18 protein-coding genes are annotated in these 17,386 nt (G+C 71.8%); 7 read left to right on the top strand and 11 right to left on the bottom strand.

The features are described 5' to 3' along the window. Positions 1-161 precede the first annotated feature (161 nt). The 4 genes from ABZT18_RS10450 (at position 162) to ABZT18_RS10435 (ending at position 4,248) form a co-directional block, all read left to right on the top strand. Positions 162-1,499, top strand: coding sequence for a sensor histidine kinase (locus tag ABZT18_RS10450; RefSeq protein ID WP_354993764.1), 1,338 nt, complete (start codon positions 162-164; stop codon positions 1,497-1,499). Then, a complete protein-coding gene (locus ABZT18_RS10445; protein WP_354993765.1) occupies positions 1,496-2,215 on the top strand; it encodes a response regulator transcription factor in 720 nt (239 codons plus the stop codon). Before ABZT18_RS10450 ends, ABZT18_RS10445 begins: the two co-directional genes overlap by 4 nt. A gap of 81 nt (positions 2,216-2,296) precedes the next feature. Further along, positions 2,297-3,190, top strand: coding sequence for an ATP-binding cassette domain-containing protein (locus tag ABZT18_RS10440; protein WP_354993766.1), 894 nt, complete (start codon positions 2,297-2,299; stop codon positions 3,188-3,190). After that, positions 3,187-4,248 (top strand): ABC transporter permease, encoded by a 1,062-nt coding sequence (locus tag ABZT18_RS10435; RefSeq protein WP_354993767.1) that lies wholly within the window; start codon positions 3,187-3,189, stop codon positions 4,246-4,248. The genes ABZT18_RS10440 and ABZT18_RS10435 overlap by 4 nt, the downstream gene beginning before the upstream one ends. Before the next feature lie 105 nt (positions 4,249-4,353). On the opposite strand, the gene ABZT18_RS10430 is transcribed toward ABZT18_RS10435, so the two are convergent. From ABZT18_RS10430 to pgsA, 9 genes are all read right to left on the bottom strand, one after another. Next, complete coding sequence (locus tag ABZT18_RS10430) at positions 4,354-4,743, bottom strand: DUF402 domain-containing protein (protein ID WP_354993768.1); 390 nt, start codon at positions 4,741-4,743, stop codon at positions 4,354-4,356. Positions 4,744-4,782: 39 nt separating this feature from the next. Further along, entirely contained in the window at positions 4,783-4,974 is a 192-nt protein-coding gene (locus ABZT18_RS10425) for a hypothetical protein (protein ID WP_354993769.1), read from the bottom strand. Positions 4,975-5,024: 50 nt separating this feature from the next. Then, positions 5,025-5,777 (bottom strand): YebC/PmpR family DNA-binding transcriptional regulator, encoded by a 753-nt coding sequence (locus ABZT18_RS10420; protein WP_354993770.1) that lies wholly within the window; start codon positions 5,775-5,777, stop codon positions 5,025-5,027. Positions 5,778-6,004: 227 nt separating this feature from the next. After that, the gene (gene pdxT / locus ABZT18_RS10415; RefSeq protein ID WP_354993771.1) at positions 6,005-6,610 is read right to left on the bottom strand and encodes a pyridoxal 5'-phosphate synthase glutaminase subunit PdxT; all 606 of its coding nucleotides are present in this window, start codon (positions 6,608-6,610) and stop codon (positions 6,005-6,007) included. A 60-nt stretch (positions 6,611-6,670) separates the two neighbouring features. After that, positions 6,671-7,588 carry a pyridoxal 5'-phosphate synthase lyase subunit PdxS gene (gene pdxS, locus ABZT18_RS10410; RefSeq protein ID WP_354993772.1) on the bottom strand — a complete coding sequence of 306 codons (918 nt, stop codon included), beginning with the start codon at positions 7,586-7,588 and terminating at the stop codon, positions 6,671-6,673. 138 nt (positions 7,589-7,726) lie between these two features. Beyond that, positions 7,727-8,221, bottom strand: a complete 495-nt coding sequence (locus ABZT18_RS10405) for a hypothetical protein (protein ID WP_354994049.1) — start codon at positions 8,219-8,221, stop codon at positions 7,727-7,729. Positions 8,222-8,312: 91 nt separating this feature from the next. Beyond that, the gene (locus tag ABZT18_RS10400; RefSeq protein WP_354993773.1) at positions 8,313-9,473 is read right to left on the bottom strand and encodes a glycosyltransferase family 4 protein; all 1,161 of its coding nucleotides are present in this window, start codon (positions 9,471-9,473) and stop codon (positions 8,313-8,315) included. Between the two features lie 223 nt (positions 9,474-9,696). Beyond that, positions 9,697-10,629, bottom strand: coding sequence for a phosphatidylinositol mannoside acyltransferase (locus ABZT18_RS10395; RefSeq protein ID WP_354993774.1), 933 nt, complete (start codon positions 10,627-10,629; stop codon positions 9,697-9,699). Between the two features lie 46 nt (positions 10,630-10,675). Then, positions 10,676-11,305: a phosphatidylinositol phosphate synthase gene (gene pgsA / locus ABZT18_RS10390; RefSeq protein WP_354993775.1), complete on the bottom strand. Its 630-nt coding sequence runs from the start codon at positions 11,303-11,305 to the stop codon at positions 10,676-10,678. Between the two features lie 249 nt (positions 11,306-11,554). Here pgsA and ABZT18_RS10385 point away from each other — a divergent pair, with 249 nt between their 5' ends. Further along, positions 11,555-13,711: an elongation factor G-like protein EF-G2 gene (locus ABZT18_RS10385; protein ID WP_354993776.1), complete on the top strand. Its 2,157-nt coding sequence runs from the start codon at positions 11,555-11,557 to the stop codon at positions 13,709-13,711. Positions 13,712-14,098: 387 nt separating this feature from the next. On the opposite strand, the gene ABZT18_RS10380 is transcribed toward ABZT18_RS10385, so the two are convergent. Next, positions 14,099-15,157, bottom strand: coding sequence for an aldo/keto reductase (locus ABZT18_RS10380; protein ID WP_354993777.1), 1,059 nt, complete (start codon positions 15,155-15,157; stop codon positions 14,099-14,101). A gap of 98 nt (positions 15,158-15,255) precedes the next feature. Here ABZT18_RS10380 and ABZT18_RS10375 point away from each other — a divergent pair, with 98 nt between their 5' ends. Continuing rightward, a complete protein-coding gene (locus tag ABZT18_RS10375; RefSeq protein WP_354993778.1) occupies positions 15,256-15,738 on the top strand; it encodes a hypothetical protein in 483 nt (160 codons plus the stop codon). A gap of 25 nt (positions 15,739-15,763) precedes the next feature. On the opposite strand, the gene ABZT18_RS10370 is transcribed toward ABZT18_RS10375, so the two are convergent. After that, on the bottom strand, positions 15,764-16,276 hold the full coding sequence (locus ABZT18_RS10370) for an HIT domain-containing protein (protein WP_354994050.1): 513 nt from the start codon (positions 16,274-16,276) through the stop codon (positions 15,764-15,766). 178 nt (positions 16,277-16,454) lie between these two features. Between ABZT18_RS10370 and ABZT18_RS10365 the strand changes: the two genes are divergently transcribed. Continuing rightward, positions 16,455-17,183, top strand: a complete 729-nt coding sequence (locus tag ABZT18_RS10365) for a D-Ala-D-Ala carboxypeptidase family metallohydrolase (RefSeq protein WP_354993779.1) — start codon at positions 16,455-16,457, stop codon at positions 17,181-17,183. The last annotated feature ends 203 nt before the right edge of the window (positions 17,184-17,386 follow it).

The following is a 17,386-nucleotide window of genomic DNA, read 5'->3' as shown; positions in this document are numbered from 1 at the left end:
GACCGGAACGAGGATCGGTAGCTCGGAGTTGAGCTGCCGGGATAGGATCGCCGCCGGTACGGGGCGGTAGCTCAGCGGGTTCCGCCGCCCGTCCACCGGGCCAGGTCACCGCCGCACCGCCCGGCGAGCGGCCGTGGCTGCCGGCGTGGCATCGTTCCTGGATGACCGTGGCACAGCGAGAGGAATGGCGCCGTCCGGGTCCGACGACGGATCAGCGCCGGAACGACCTCTGGATCGGGCTGGGGATGACCGGGCTGGCGCTGGTGAGCCTCACCCTGGCCCGCAGCACCGGGGCGTTCCTGCTGGGTCCACCGCCGTCCGGGCCGGAACAGCTGTTCTGGACCGTCGCGGTGACCCTGCCGCTGATCTGGCGGCGCCGTTGGCCGGCCGCGACCCTGCTGATCATCGCGGTGGCGTTCATCGCCGCGCAGGCACGATCGGCCCCGGAGACCCAGTTCTCCTCCTGGGCCCTGTTCGGCGCCCTCTACACCGTCGGCGCCTGGGGGCAGAACCGTCAGCTGGCCCGTCGGCTCCGGATCGGCGTGATCGCCACGATGTTCGCCTGGCTGGGGATCTACTACGCGGTGACCATCGACCACATCCCGCGCGATGCCTTCGCCGACGCGGTCGGGCCGGTGCCACCGGTGCTCGCCGCGATGGTCACCGGCGTACTGGTCAATGTGCTGGTCTTCGGGTTCGCGTACTTCTTCGGCGAGACAGCCTGGGTGGCCGCGCGGCGCGAGCACGAGCTGCGTACCCAGGCCGAGGACCTGCGCCGGTCGCAGGCCGAGTCCCGAGAACGGGCGGTGCTCGGCGAGCGGGTCCGGATCGCCCGGGAGTTGCACGACGTGGTCGCCCACCACGTGTCGGTGATGGGAGTGCAGGCGTCCGCCTGCCGCCGGGTGTTCGACCGCGACCCGAACAAGGCCCGCACGGCACTCACCGCCATCGAGCAGAGCGCCCGCACCGCCGTCGACGAGCTGCGTCGGATGCTCGGCGTGCTGCGGACCTCCGCCGGCGCCGACGCCGAGCCGCCGGTGGCCGGCGGCGTGGAACGCATCAGCGAACTGGTCGAGCGGGCCCGGGCCGCCGGTCTGACGACCACCCTCGGGGTGTACGGCGACCCGGTCGCGCTGCCCGAATCGGTCTCCCAGGCGGCCTACCGGGTGACGCAGGAAGCGGTGACCAACACCCTGAAGCACGCCGGAGCGGACCTGCTGGACGTGCGGGTCCGTTACCTGGCCCGGGAGGTGGAGGTCGACGTGACCGACGACGGACGGGCCGGCGGCCGGACCAACGCCGTCGGGCTGGGCCTGATCGGAATGCGCGAACGGGTCACCGCGCACGACGGCGACCTGGAGGCCGGGCCGCGTGCCGGCGGCGGTTGGCGGGTACGCGCGCGCTTCCCACTGGCGGTGTCGACGGACCCGCCGGTCGGCGCGCAACGGAGAACGAGCGAGGGGCACCAGCTGGCAGCCGGCGCGGAGCGTTCGGCGTGAGCGCCGCACCTGCCCACGAGGCACCGGACGCCGGCCAGCCGGTCCGGGTGCTGCTCGCCGACGACCAGCACCTCGTCCGCACCGGCTTCCGGGTCATCCTCGAGGTGGAGGACGACATCGAGGTGGTCGGTGAGGCCGCCGACGGCGAACGCGCCGTCACCATGACCCGAGCCACCCGCCCCGACGTCGTACTCATGGATGTGGAGATGCCCGGGATGGACGGCCTGGAGGCCACCCGGCAGATCACCGCCGGCGGGCCCGGTTCGCCCGCGGTGCTGATCCTCACGACCTTCGACCGCGACGACTACCTGTTCGCCGCGCTGCGGGCCGGGGCCAGCGGCTTCCTGCTCAAGAACGGCACGCCGGAGGAACTGATCGAGGCGATCCGGGTGCTGGCCAGGGGCGACGGTCTGCTCGCCCCGGAGATCACCCGCCGGGTGATCTCCACCTTCGCCCGCCCCGGCGACCCGGCGGGCACCGCGCACCGTGGGCCGGACGCCGACGCCGCGTTGGCCGAGCTGACCCCGCGTGAACGGGAGGTGCTGATGCTGCTCGCCGCCGGATCGAGCAACGCGGAGATCGCCGTGACCATCCACCTGGGTGAGGCCACGGTGAAGACGCACGTGAGCCGGGTACTGGCCAAACTCGGCCTGCGCGACCGGGTGCAGGCGGTGGTGTTCGCGTACGAGAACGGGGTGGTCCGACCCGGCGGGTGACCGACGTCCGCCGCAAGGTGGACCCAGCCGCTCAACCGCCGGGCGGACGGCTGACGGCCGTACTCGATCTAGCGTGGATGCGTGACCAGAACGCTTCGCATCGACGGCGTCGACCGTAGCTTCGGCGACCGGCAGGTGCTCAAGAACGTGTCCTTCGAGGTGGCCGCCGGCCGGATGACCGGCTTCGTGGGCGCCAACGGCGCCGGCAAGACCACCACCATGCGGATCATCCTGGGGGTGCTCGCCCCCGACGCCGGCAAGGTGAGCTGGGGCGGCACGACCCTGACCCGGCAGGACCGCCAGCGCTTCGGTTACATGCCGGAGGAACGGGGCCTCTACCCCAAGATGACCACCCGGGAGCAGGTGACCTACCTGGGCCGGTTGCACGGCCTGGACGCCCCCGCAGCACGGCGTGCCACCGACACGCTGCTGGAACGGGTCGGGCTCGGCGAGCGCGGCGACGACCTGCTGGAGACGCTGTCGCTGGGCAACCAGCAGCGCGCCCAGATCGCGGCGGCGCTGGTGCACGACCCCGAGGTGCTGGTACTCGACGAGCCGTTCTCCGGCCTCGACCCGCTGGCCGTCGACACCGTCGTCACCGTGCTACGGGAACGGGCCTCGGCGGGAGCGCCGGTGCTCTTCTCCAGCCACCAGCTCGACGTCGTGGAACGGCTCTGCGACGACCTCGTGATCATCGGCGACGGTGTGATCCGAGCCGCCGGCAGCAGGCAGCAGCTGCGCGACTCGTACACCGTGCCCCGTTACGAGTTGGTGGTGGCGAACGACGCCGGCTGGGTGCGCGACCACCCCGGGGTGACCCTGGTCGAGCTGGACGGCGCACGAGTGGTCTTCGACCTGCCCACCGGCGCCGACGAACAGCCCGTCCTGCAGGCGGCCCTCGCCCGCGGCCCGGTCCGCGCCTTCCGCCCGGTCAGCCCGTCGCTCACCGAGATCTTCCGAGAGGTCACCCAGTGAACGTCACCCAGGCCACCCGGCTGGTCGCCGAACGCGAGATCCGGGTCAAGCTCCGCGACCGTACCTTTCTGTTCGGCACGCTCTTCTTCCTGCTGATCGCCGCGGCGGGCACGATCCTGCCGCCGCTGCTCTCCGGCGGGCCGGAGAGCGTCGCCGTCACCCAGGAGGCCGCCGGCCCGCTGCGGGACGCTGGTCTCGACGTCCGCGTGGTGGCCGACGACCGGGCCGCCGAACAGGCCGTCCGCGACGGTGACGTGGACGCCGCGGTGGTCTCCGGCCCGAAGGTGCTCGCGATGGACGAGACCCCGAACGACGTGGTCATGGCGCTGAGCAGCGCGCCGCCGGTGCAGCTGCTCGACCCGGACGCGGTCGACCCGGTGGTGGCGTTCCTGGTGCCGTTCGTCTTCGCGTTCGTCTTCTTCATCACCTCGCAGACCTTCGGCCTGCAGATCGCCCAGAGCGTCACCGAGGAGAAGCAGACCCGCATCGTGGAGATCCTGGTCGCCGCCGTGCCGGTCCGAGCACTGTTGGCCGGCAAGGTGGTGGCCGGCGGCATCCTGGCGTTCGCACAGATCGCGCTGATCGCGGTGGTGACGGTGATCGGCATGCAGCTCAGCGACAGTGGCGGCCTGCTCAGCCTGCTCGCCCCGGCGATCGGCTGGTTCGTACCGTTCTTCCTGCTCGGTTTCGTGCTGCTCGCCGCGATGTGGGCAGCGGCCGGAGCGCTGGTCAACCGGCAGGAGGACATCGCCGGGGTGTCGACGCCGGTGCAGTTCGCCGTCATGCTGCCGTTCTTCGCGGTGATCTTCCTGAACGACAACGCCATCGCGATGCGGGTGCTGTCCTACCTGCCGTTCTCCTCGCCCACGGCCATGCCGCTGCGGCTGTTCACCGGTGACGCGGCCCCCTGGGAGCCGATCGTCTCGCTGGCCATCCTGCTGGTCGCCGCCGGTGCGTTCGTGGTCGCTGGGGCCCGGGTGTACGAGGGGTCGCTCCTGCGCACCAACGGCCGGACCTCGCTGCGCGCCGCCTGGCGGGAGCGGGAGACGATCGGCTGAGCCGAGAGTTCGCCCGCCCGGGCGTCGGTGTCCTGGTCGGACGCCGACGCCCACGGCCGTTGACCGACCGTGGCACCTGCTCTCGCACGGACCCGCGGGGCGGGCTCAGCGGGCGCGCGGCACCTCGTTCCAACCGGCGGACAGCGGGGACGCCGACCAGGCCGGGTCGGGCTGCCACTGCGCCCACGCCGGGTCCCACCAGCGCTCGCCCGCGTCGAGCAGCGCGGCGATCCGGTCACCCTCGGCCTGGATGGCGTCCCCCATCCCCGGGTAGCGCCCCTCGACGAGGCGCTGGGCGAAGATCTCCACGTCCTTCCAGACGTACCGGTCGGCGTCCGCGCCCCACCACAGGTCCAGCTCGTGGTCCAGGGTGTCCACCCCGATCGGCGTACGCCGCAACGGGTCCTGCAGGTTGAAGTACCAGCCGGCGAAGTCGCGTCCCGGCCCTGTCCAGAACACGTCGATCGAGTGCGCCTCACCGGGACGGTGCAGCATCAGCTTGCCGTGCCCCTGCCAGGCGCGGTGCCCGGCGGCCTACCACGGGTGTCGCCCGCACGGAAAGACGCCGGTCTCCGGGAAGCCGAACTCGGCCCCGGGTGGGATGTACAGGGCGAGCAGGTCGGCCGAGTCCTCGACGCAGATCGTCGGGCAGCCGAACCACACCTCGCCACGCAGAACCTCGCGTCGGACGACCACGTCGCCCGCCGCGAACCGCTGCACCGCCACGCCCCGGCACCTCCTCGACCAACGAAAATCCCGCCGCGGGTCGGGTCTTGTCAGGCGTCGACCGCGGCCATCACGTCGTCGCTGATGTCGAAGTTGGCGTAGACGTTCTGCACGTCGTCACAGTCTTCCAGGACATCGATCAGCTTGAAGATCTTGCGCGCGCCCTCTTCGTCCAGTGGGATGTTCATGCTGGGGATCAAGGAGGACTCGGCCGAGTCGTACTCGATGCCGGCGTCCTGCAGCGCGGTGCGGACCGCGATCAGGTCGGTCGGCTCGGAGACCACCTCGTACGCCTCACCGAGGTCGTTGACCTCCTCGGCGCCGGCGTCGAGGACGGCCATCATCACGTCGTCCTCGCTGGCGTCGGCCTTGGGCACGATCACCACGCCCTTGCGGGTGAACATGTACGACACCGAGCCGGCATCGGCGAGTGAGCCGCCGTTGCGGGTGAGCGCGGTGCGCACCTCGGTCGCCGCACGGTTGCGGTTGTCGGTGAGGCACTCGATCAGCATGGCCACACCGTTCGGGCCGTACCCCTCGTACATGATGGTCTGCCAGTCGGCGCCACCGGCCTCCAGGCCGGAGCCGCGCTTGACCGCCCGGTCGATGTTGTCGTTCGGCACCGAGCTCTTCTTCGCCTTCTGGATGGCGTCGTAGAGCGTCGGGTTACCGGAGGGGTCGCCACCGCCGGTCCGCGCGGCCACCTCGACGTTCTTGACCAGCTTGGCGAACATCTTGCCGCGCTTGGCGTCGATGACGGCCTTCTTGTGCTTGGTGGTCGCCCATTTTGAGTGGCCGGACATCTGCTACCTCCGTTGCTACCCGCCGTCTGCATCGACCGCACCGCTCACGCCCCGCTCCCGCCGGCGCACGCGGAGGTGCCGGTCAGCTCTGGTGGAAGCCGTGGCGGGCAGATGGCCCTGCCGAATCTCCGCAATCCTACCGACGTCCCCGGGGTCGCTGTCATGCACCGCGCGCGGCGGCTTCACGTCCATGGTTTCCCGCGCCGTCCAGCCAACGGATCACGCCATCAGGAGGTGGTGCGAACCAGGTCCACGAAGTACGCGTGCACGCGCAGGTCACCGGTCAACTCGGGGTGGAACGAGGTGGCCAGCAGATTACCCTGCCGGACCGCCACGATCCGGTCGGCGGCCGGGCCATCGGTCACCGTCCCGATGACCTGGACGCCGACACCGACCCGTTCGACCCAGGGGGCGCGGATGAAGACCGCGTGGAACGGGTCACCCGGCACCCCGGCGATTTCCACCGGCGCCTCGAACGAGTCCACCTGCCGGCCGAACGCGTTGCGTCGCACGGTCATGTCGATGCCGGAGAAGCCCCGCTGGTCGGGTCGACCGTCGAGCACCTCGGTCGCCAGCATGATCATGCCGGCGCAGGAACCGTAGACCGGCATACCGGTGGCGATCCGCTTGTCGATCGGCTCCCGCATCTCGAAGATGTCGGTGAGCTTGCTGATGGTGGTGGACTCGCCCCCGGGGATGACCAGGCCGTCGACCAAGTCCAGCTCCGCCGGACGGCGGACCGGGCGGGCATCCGCGCCCGCCGCGGCCAGTGCCGCCACATGCTCGCGCACGTCCCCCTGAAGCGCGAGCACACCAATCACGGGTACGGCCACGTCCCCCACCGTTCCTCTCGTTGCCGTCGCCTTGTCAGGAGGGGCTCCGCCCGTCCCGACTCACCAGCCCCGCTCGGCCAGGCGGTGCGGCTGCGGGATCTCCTCGACGTTGATGCCGACCATGGCCTCGCCGAGACCGCGGGAGACCTTGGCCAGCACGTCCGGGTCGTCGTGGAAGGTGGTGGCCTTGACGATCGCGGCGGCCCGCTGGGCCGGGTTGCCAGCCTTGAAGATGCCGGAGCCGACGAAGACGCCCTCGGCGCCGAGCTGCATCATCATCGCGGCGTCGGCCGGCGTGGCGATCCCGCCGGCGGTGAACAGCACCACCGGCAGCTTGCCGCTCTCGGCGACCTCCTTGACCAGCTCGTACGGGGCCTGCAGCTCCTTGGCCGCGACATACAGCTCGTCGGTCGGCAGCGAAGACAACCGACCGATCTCCTGGCGGATCTTCCGCATGTGCGTGGTCGCGTTGGAGACGTCACCGGTGCCGGCTTCGCCCTTGGAGCGGATCATGGCCGCACCCTCGGTGATCCGACGCAGCGCCTCGCCCAGGTTGGTCGCACCACAGACGAAGGGCACCGTGAAGGCCCACTTGTCGATGTGGTTCGCGTAGTCGGCCGGGGTCAGCACCTCGGACTCGTCGACGTAGTCCACGCCGAGCGACTGGAGGATCCGCGCCTCCACGAAGTGGCCGATGCGGGCCTTGGCCATCACCGGGATGGAGACCGCCTCGATGATCCCGTCGATCATGTCGGGGTCGCTCATCCGGGACACCCCACCCTGCGCGCGGATGTCGGCGGGCACCCGCTCCAGGGCCATCACCGCGACGGCGCCGGCATCCTCTGCGATCTTGGCCTGCTCGGCGTTGACCACGTCCATGATCACGCCGCCCTTGAGCATCTCGGCCATACCGCGCTTCACGCGGGCGGTGCCGACGACGGGGGCGGTACCGGTGTTCGAGGCGGTGTTTTCAGGCACGGGTCATCGCTCCTTCAACGTGCTCTGGGGGTGGCAGCGAAAATGCTACGCGCGGGTCAACGCCGCACCGACAGCCAATCAGACCCCCGGTGGCCTGCACTGTGGCCCCGATCACCGACTCGCCCGTGATCTTCCGGGTCAGGCGGCGGGGACGTCCGCCGGGACGGTGAGGGTCGGGTCGTCGATGTCGAAGTAGCGCGGCCACTCTTGGCCCCGTCCCATCCGCAACAACCGCACCAACGGGCGGCTACGCGCCGAGCGGGCGTCCCGGACCAGATCCGTGTGCACCTGCCGGGACAGCGCGAGCCGGCGACTGGCGGCGATGACCGCCCCGCAGTCCGGATCGCCCGGATCCAACTGGACGACACGCAACTGCCGGGTCAGGTCGTTCTCCGCCGCCTCCCGCTCGTCCGGGCTGGCGTCCAGGGCGATCCGGGCTGCCGCATACAGCTCGACGCCGAAGCGCCGCTCGGCCAGCACGGCGGCTGCCGCGGCACGGCGCAACAGGTGGGCGTCAAGGGCCCGGGCCGCCAGCTCCGCGCGGCCCTGCAGCCGCTCGACGCGGCCGGCGGTCCAGATGAGGTACGCCGCGACGAGCCCCACGACCACGCTCGCGGCCACCACCCACCACATGTGCCGCATCGTCGTGCTGCTCCGTTCCGCCTCCGATTGGGCGCGGCCGCGCCGGTCACCCGGTCACTGCCGCATCATCCGTCACACCGGCTCAGCCCAGCCCCGCCCATTCCTGGTCGATGACCCGCCCGTCGGTTGCCTCGATCGCCGCTGCGTATACCTCCAGAACGCGGCGAGCAACCACCGGCCAGTCGAAATTCGCCACCACCTGATCACCACAGGCGCTCAGAGTGGCCCGCCCGGTCGGATCGTCCAGCAACTCGGTCACCGCGTCACGCAGCCCCACCGGGTCGCCGGTCGGGAAGAGCCGACCGGCGCGCCCACCGTCGAGCACCCGCCGAAACGCGTCCAGATCGCTGGCGACCACGGTCGTCCCCGCGGCCAACGCCTCGGTTAGGATCATGCCGAACGACTCACCGCCGGTGTTCGGTGCCACATAGAGGTGCACACTACGCAGCATCCGCGCCTTGTCCTGTTCGGTGACCAGGCCGAGGAACGTGACCCGCTCGTGCAGCTCGGCCGGGAACTGGTCATACAGGTCGTCGGGGTCACCCGGGCCGGCGACCAGCAACCGCAGCCCGGGCCGGGTGGCGGCCAACGCCACGAACGCGTCGCGCAGCACCGGGAAACCCTTACGCGCCTCGGTGAACCGACCCAGGAAACCCAACGTGCCGCCGGTGCCCGGGGCGCACTCCCCCGGCCAGCCCGGCAACGGCTCGGCGTCGGCGAACTTGGCCACCGCCACCCCGTTGGGGACCTCCACCGCACCGCCGTCCATGTGCTCGACCTGCACCTTGCGGGCCAGCGCGCTGACCGCGATCCGGGCGGTGATCCGCTCCAGCACGATCTGAAGCACGCCCTGCGCGGCCGCGAGCACCCGCGAACGGGTCATCGCGGTGTGGAACGTGGCCACCACCGGGCCGCGGGCGGAGAGCACGGCCAGCAGCGACAGGCTCAGCGTGAGCGGCTCGTGCACATGCAGCACGTCGAAGTCGCCGTTGGTGATCCAACGTCGGACCCGCGCGGTCGAGACCGGGCCGAACGCGATGCGGGCCACCGAGCCGTTGTACGGCAACGGCACGGCACGGCCGGCGGACACCACGTACTCCGGCAACGGCGAATCCTCGTCGGCCGGGGCGAGCACGCTGACCTCGTGGCCGAGCGGGATCAGCGCCTCGGCCAGGTCCATGACGTGGTTCTGCACCCCGCCGGGGACATCGAAGGAGTACGGGCACACGATGCCGATCCGCATGCGTCAGCGCCCCCCGTCCACGACTGCGGGACACCACGCTGCGCTGCCCCTGTGCGCGACCGCGGGGCTCCGCTGCGCTGCACTCCTCGCGCTTACCGCACCACACTCGAGCGCGACTGCGGGGCTCCGCTGCGCTGCACTCCTCGCGCTTACCGCACCACACTCGAGCGCGACTGCGGGGCTCCGCTGCGCTGCACTCCTCGCGCTTACCGTGCCCACCCCCTCAGGCCTGACCGGAGGCCGGCGCGGGCAGCGCGGTGCCGTCCCCCGCCCCCCGCTGGTCCAGCCACATCCGCTGCAACATGTGCCAGTCTTCCGGATGCCGGGCGATACCCGCCGCCAGACGGTCGGCGATCAGCTGGGTCAGCGACCGGACCCGCTGGTCCAGGGGTCCCACCTCAGGCCCCGGCACCGGCAGCGGGCCGGCGAGCGACGCGCACGCCACGTCCGACTCGAACCACAGCGAGGCCACGTAGAGCGGCGCACCGGTGTGCAGCGCGAGCAGCGCCGGCCCGGCCGGCATCCGGGTCTTCCCGCCGAAGAAGTCCACCTCCACCCCTCGGGCGGAGAGGTCCCGGTCGGCCAGCAGCGGCACCACCGCACCGGCGCGTACACGATCCAGCAGCACGTCGAACGCCGGGCGCGGCCCACCGTGGGTCGGCAGGATCTCCATCCCGAGGATCTCTCGGAACGCCAAGAAACGCTTGTACACGCCCTCCGGTTTGAGCCGCTCCATGACCGTGGTGATCGGCCAACCGGTGGCCGCCACCCAGGCGCCCGCGGCGTCCCAGTTGCCGGCGTGCGGCAGCGCCACCACCGCGCCCCGGCCGGCGGCAACGTCGGCGGCGAGCAGCTCCGCGCCTTCGAGGCGGAAGCCGGACAGGATCTGCGCCCGGCTCAACGCGGGCAGCCGGAACGCCTCCATCCAGTACCGGGCGTACGAGCGGAGCCCGCGCTTGACGAGCGCGTCCAGCTCGGCCTCGGGCAGCTCCGGGCCGACCACCCGGCGCAGGTTCGCGCGCAGTCGGGCCGTACCCCCACCTGGGCGGCGGTGGGCGCGGTCCGCGCCCACCTGGAACGCCGCCGCCACCAGCGGCCGGGGTAGCGCGCGGACCACCCGCCAGCCGGCGACGTAGCCAAGCTCGGTGAGGTTCACGCGGCCCGGCCGCCGGTCGTCCGGCCCCGGGTCACCGATGCGCCCCTCACGCCTGGCCGTCCGGCTGGCGCTGCTGGGCCTGGCGGTAGACGTGTGTCATCCGCTGCCCCACCGTGAAGATCGACACCGCGGCGAGCAGCCACAGCGCGATCTCCAGCGCCGGCTTCACGTTCAGGCCGGTGAGGATCCCGCCGACCCCGACGATCAGCAGCCGCTCGGTGCGCTCCGCGATGCCCACGTTGCAGGTCATGCCGAGCCCCTCGGCGCGGGCCTTGACGTAGGAGACCAGCCCGCCTGCGGCCAGGCAGACCAACGCGGCAGCCACCCCGGAGTGGTTGCCCTGCGTGGCCAGCCAGTACGCGACAGCACCGAAGACGGCGCTGTCGGCTACCCGGTCCATGCTTGAGTCGAGGAACGCGCCGAACCTGGTGGAGCCGCCGCTCATCCGGGCCATCGTCCCGTCGAGCAGGTCGGTGAGCGCGAACAGGGTGACGATCAACGCGCCCGCGACCAGGTGGCCGCGGGCACCGAAGCCGAGCGCGCCGACGAGCACACCAACGGTGCCCGCAACGGTGACGGCATTGGGGGTGACGCCCGCGCGCAGAAGGGCGCGGGCAATCGGCTCGACGACGCGGGTCATCCCCGCGCGGGCCGATACTTGGAAGATCTTTGCCATGGCGGTCCCCACGATAACGGTCCGCCCAGCTCCGGCGATACGGACGGTCCCGCCGACCCGCCGGGGGAAGCTTGTGCCTACCCGACAACGGGTGTGAGATCGAGCCGGGAGGTGAGCCAGCTCACCCGTCCGCCCGTCCCGTTCCCGCTGTGCAGCAGACCACCGGAGGATATCGCCGCGCACTCGCCCCGGGCCGCTTCCCGTCGCGCGGCGGTCGCCACCCACCACCGGCTGAGGGAGGTGCGCCCCATGGCGCAGAAAAGTCAGGACAAGGGTTCCACCGGCGGCACGCCGGTAATGACCGAGCCCGAGCGGGTTCGCAACGTGGTGCTCGTCGGGCACTCCGGAGCGGGCAAGACGACCCTGATCGAGGCCCTGCTCGCGGCGACCGGCACGATCGGCCGGGCCGGCACCGTGGTCGACGGCACCACGGTCGGTGACCACGACCCTGCGGCCGTCCGTCAACAGCGCTCGGTCAGCCTGTCCTGCGCACCGCTGCTGCACAACGGCATCAAGGTCAACCTGCTGGACACCCCCGGGTACGGCGACTTCGTCGGTGAACTGCGCGCCGGGCTGCGAGCCGCCGACGCCGCGCTCTTCGTCGTGTCCGCGGCGGGCGGCATGGACGCGGCCACCGTCGCGCTGTGGGAGGAGTGCGCGGCGGTCGACATGCCCCGCGCGGTCGCGGTGGCTCGACTGGACCAGCCCCGCGCCGACATCGACGAGACGGTGGCGCTCTGCCAGCGTCTCTTCGGCGACAACGTGATGCCCCTCTACCTGCCGATGCTCGGCGACGACGGTGTGTCCACCGACGGCCTGCTCGGGCTGATCACCCGCCGGGTCTTCGACTACACCGCCGGGCTGCCCGCCGACGTACGCGACCCGGACCCGGAGCACCAGCCGGCCATCGACGAGTCCCGCAACGAGCTGATCGAGGGGATCATCGCCGAGAGCGAGGACGAGACCCTCATGGACCGCTACCTCGACGGCGAGGAGATCAGCACCGAGGTGCTCATCGACGACCTGGAGAAAGCCGTCGCCCGAGGCCACTTCTACCCGGTGGTGCCGGTCTGCGCCCACACCGGCGTCGGGCTGGACGTCCTGCTGGAGGTGCTGACCGCCGCGTTCCCGTCGCCGCTGGAGCACGAGTTGCCGGCGGTGACCGGCCTGGACGGCTCGCCTCGTCCGCCGTTGACCTGCGACCCGGCCGGGCCGCTCGTCGCCGAGGTCGTCAAGACCACCGTCGACCGCCACGTCGGTCGGGTCTCGCTGGTCCGGGTCTTCTCCGGCACGCTGCGCCCCGACCAGACCGTGCACGTCTCCGGGCACGGCATGGTCGAGCGCGGGCACCCCGACCACGACGCCGACGAGCGGGTCGGGCACATCTACACACCGCTGGGCGCCACCCTGCGTGAGACGTCACTCTGCGTGGCCGGCGACATCTGCGCGATCACCAAGTCGGGCAGCGCCGAGACCGGCGACACCATCTCCGCCAAGGACGACCCGCTGCTGATCGCCCCCTGGGAGATGCCGGAGCCGCTGCTGCCGGTGGCGATCGTCGCCCGCAGCCGCGCCGACGAGGACGCCCTGGCCCGCAACCTCGCCCGGCTGGTCGCCGGTGACCCCACACTGCGGCTGGAGCGCAACCCGGAGACCCACCAGCTGGTGCTCTGGTGCATGGGCGAGGCACACGCGGACGTGGTGCTCGACCGGCTGCGCGCCGGCGGCGTCGAGCTGGACACCGAGCCGGTCAAGGTGTCGCTGCGCGAGACGCTGACCGTGCCCGCGAAGGGGCACGGCCGGCACGTCAAGCAGTCCGGCGGGCACGGCCAGTACGCGGTCTGCGACGTCGAGGTCGAGCCCCTGCCCCGCGGCAGCGGCTTCGAATTCGTCGACCGGGTCGTCGGCGGCGCGGTTCCGCACAACTACATCCCGTCGGTGGAGAAGGGCGTCCGCGCGCAGCTTGAGCGCGGCCTGGTCGCCGGCCATCCGGTGGTGGACCTGCGGGTGACCCTGGTCGACGGAAAGTCGCACAGCGTCGACTCCTCCGACGCGGCCTTCCAGACCGCCGGCGCGCTGGCCCTGCGCGACGCCGCCGACCGTGGTCAGCCGGCGCTCCTGGAGCCGATCGACGAGGTCACCATCCGGGTTCCGGACGGCTCCGTGGGCACGGTGATGGGCGACCTCTCCGGCCGACGCGGTCGAGTACTCGGCACCGAACCGGACCCGGACGCCGAGGGCCGCACCCTCGTCCGCGCCGAGGTGCCGGCCGCCGAGTTGCTCCGCTACGCCGTCGAGCTGCGTTCGATGACGGCTGGCACCGGCACCTTCCGCCGCCACTTCGTCCGCCACGACCCCATGCCCACCCACCTGGCCGACCAGGCCCGCAAAGAACAAACCCCCTAACCCCGCGCCCCGCAGCCCGCGCTCCCCGCTCCCCGCTCCCCGCTCCCCGCTCCCCGCTCCCCGCTCCCCGCGATCTTGCACCTTCTGCCCCGAGCCCCGCGATCTTGCGCTTTCCGTCGCCGAGATGCCTTGATTACGGCTTCAATCCCGGCAGAAAGCGCAAGATCGCGGGGCTCGGGCCGCCACCCCGGTCGATCATGGACTCGTGGTGGGCGATACACGGGGTTGGCCCGATTTGCGGGGCACCACAACTCCTTGATCGGCGCGGGCACGGGCGCGGGCACGGGCACGGGCACGGCACGGCACGGCACGGGCACGGTCTACGGGAAGCGCGGGCTGCGCTGCGGGGCGCGGAAGGGCGGGGTGCGGTTGGCGGGAGAGGGCTGGTTAGGGGTGGGTTGTGGGGTGGGTGGGGCGCGGCCAGTGAGGGCGGTCGGCGTCGCGCAGGGCGGCGGTACGTAGGGCCGCCAGCTGGCGCTCCACCTCGGCGAACTGGTCCGCCGGCAGTGGACCCTGGTACAGCGCGGCGGCGTTCTCCTCGACCTGGGCGACCGTGCGGCAGCCCGGTATCGGGATGGTGCGACCGCTGCGCGCCCAGATCCAGCCCAGCGCGCCCTGGGCGAGGGTACGCCCGTCGGCGGTGAGCGCGGCGCGGACCGCGCCGACCCGGCGCAGCCACTCCGGTGCCGGCCGGCCTCCACGGAACCACTCCAACCAGCCCGGGGCCAACCCGCGTACGTCGTCGCGGGGCAGTGTCGACGCGGCCGAGTACTTGCCGGTGAGCAGCCCCATCCCCAGCGGGCCCCGGTTGACGCTTGCCAGGTCGTACTTCTCGCAGACGGCGAGCAGCTCGGGGGCGTCCCGCAGGACCGACAGGGTGTGCTGCACGGCGGTGGCACTGGCGGCGCCCTGCCCGAACGCGGTGGCCCGGTCGGTGCGGTCGGTGCTCCACCCGTACGCCCGGATCAGTCCCTCGGCCACCAGGTCCTCGCAGGTGCCGATCAGGGCCTCCGCCCGCGGCACCGGCAGGTCGGCCAGGTGCAGCTGGTAGAGGTCGATCCGGTCGGTGCCCAGCCGGCGCAGCGAGGCGGTCACGGCCCGCCGCAGGTATGGGGGCGATGCATCCTCCCCAGTGGCCTGTCGGCTCGCCTCGTCGAAGGTGTAACCCCACTTGGTGGCGATCACGGCGTCGTCCCGGCGGCCGGCGAGCGCCCGCCCGAGCACCCGCTCACCGTGCCCGGCGCCGTACGTGTCGGCGGTGTCGAAGAGGGTGATGCCCAGGTCGAGCGCCCGGCGTACCGCCCGCAACGACTCGTCGTCGTCGACCGCGCCCCAGCCCAGCGGCTGGGTGCCCTCAGCCCAGGGCCCTCCGATCGCCCAGCACCCCATGCCGAGGGCGCTGACCGTGATGCCGCTGCGCCCCAACGTCCGTGTCGTGACTGCCATCGGCCGATCGTGCCACCTCCGCCGGGTCGGGATGAAGCAGATCCCCGGGAGCGAATCGTGGATGCGTGCCGACCGGCCGGTGCGGCATGATCGGCCGCATGCGGAGACTGGGCGTGGACATCGGCGGCGTGATCATCGAGCCGGCCGACGGGGACGCCGACACGTCCTTCTTCGGCGCGCACTACCTCCGTACACCCATGGTTGATGGTGCGTTCGACGGGCTCGCCGCGCTCGGCCCGGCGTTCGACGAGGTGCACCTGGTGTCCAAGTGCGGAGAGGGCACCGAGCGGCGCACCCGGGAGTGGCTGGCCCACCACGCCTTCCCGACCCGCACCGGCATCCCCGTCGAGCGGGTGCACTTCTGCCGCACCCGACCGGCCAAGGCGCCGATCGCCCGGCGGCTCGGGCTGACCCACTTCGTGGACGACAAGCTGGAGGTGCTCGGCTACCTCGACTCGGTGCCGCACCGCTTCCTGTTCCGGCCCCGCCCGGCGCAGGTCGCCGCGCACGCCGCACTGCTGCCCCGCGTACACCGGGTGGAGAGCTGGCCGGAGCTGACCCCGCTGCTGCGCGCCGACTAGCCGGACCGGCGCGGACGCGCGGCGGTCAGGACGGCCAGGCGCGGGCCAGCAGGTCGCGGGTGTCGTGCAACAACTGCGGCAGGACCTTGGTACGGCCGATCACCGGCATGAAGTTCGCGTCGCCGCCCCAGCGCGGCACCACGTGCTGGTGCAGGTGCGCCGCGATGCCGGCACCGGCCACCCCGCCCTGGTTCATGCCCAGGTTGAAGCCGTGCGCGTTGCTCACGTTGCGGATCACCCGCATCGCGGTCTGGGTGTACGACGCCAGCTCCGTGGTCTCCGGCACGTCCAGGTCGGTGTAGTCGGCGACGTGTCGGTACGGGCAGACCAGCAGGTGCCCCGGGTTGTACGGGTAGAGGTTGAGCACCACGAAGACGTGCTCGCCACGGGCCACCACCAGGCTCTCCTCCGGTGGCAGCTTGGGTGCCAGGCAGAAGGGGCAACCGGTCGGCTTCTCGTAGCCCTCGGCCGGGCGGTCCTCGCCGGAGATGTAGGTCATCCGGTGCGGCGTCCAGAGTCGCTCCAGGCCGTCCGCCATGCCGCCGATGTCCGTGTGCCGTTCCGCCCCTGTCACGAGCCGATCCTACGGAGCCGCGCAGGCGGGCCGCGACACCGACCGCCGGGGAAAACTCTTTGCTGCAAGTTCTTGACTGATCAATGCCGGAACCTGAAAATTCCATGCATCCACGTACTTCCATTGATTGATGGAGAGTTGCATGATCCGACGGCTCGGCAGAATCCTCGCGGCGCTCGCGCTGACCGCCGCCACCACAGTGACCGGCGTCACCCTCACCGCCGGAGCGGCACAGGCGGACGGCTGCTACACCTGGGGTCGCGCCCTGTCCCAGGGGATGTCCGGCGAGGACGTCCGGCAACTCCAGATCCGGGTCGCCGGCTACCCCGGCTACGCCGCCGTGCTGACCATCGACGGCGCGTACGGCCCGGCCACCCGGTCTGCGGTGATCCGCTTCCAGCAGGCGTACGGGCTGTCCGCGGACGGCGTCGCCGGCCCACAGACCTTCAACCGGCTCTACGCCCTCCAGGACGACGACTGCACGCCCGTCAACTTCAGCTACGCCGAGCTGAACAAGTGCAACAGCACCTGGTCCGGCGGCGCGGTCGCGGCGAGCACCGCCCGGTTCAACGCCCTCGTGTCGATGTGGAAGCTCCAGGCCATGCGGCACGCCCTCGGTGACGTGAACATCGCGATCAGCAGCAGCTTCCGCAGCTACGCCTGCAACAGCGCGGTCGGCGGAGCGTCGAACAGCCGGCACCTGTACGGCGACGGCGTGGACCTGGTCGGGTCCCCGTCGTTCTGCCGGCTCGCCCAGCAGGCCCGCTACCACGGCTTCGGGCAGATCCTCGGCCCCGGCTACCCGGACCACAACGACCACACCCACGTGGCGGCGGTCGGCGGCTGGTCAGCGCCGAACTGCGGCGTCTGACGCCCGACCCGACCGGCCGCGGCGACCCGTCCGACCACGGCACGCTACGAGCGGGCCGCGGCGACCCGTCGCGGCGTCGGCAGAGATCGCGCTCGAACATGGAAGTAGTGGCCTCCCCAGCACAGGGAGGCCACTACTTCCTGGATCGAGCGCGATCTTCGTAGCGGCCGCGTCGCGACAAGCGGCCCGCGTCGCGACGCGCG

Origin of the sequence: Micromonospora sp. NPDC005291 (assembly GCF_040607415.1) — a bacterium.
Lineage (GTDB): Bacteria > Actinomycetota > Actinomycetes > Mycobacteriales > Micromonosporaceae > Micromonospora.
Note: the sequence above shows the minus strand (reverse complement) of the source record. Positions and strands in the feature narration are given on the sequence as shown.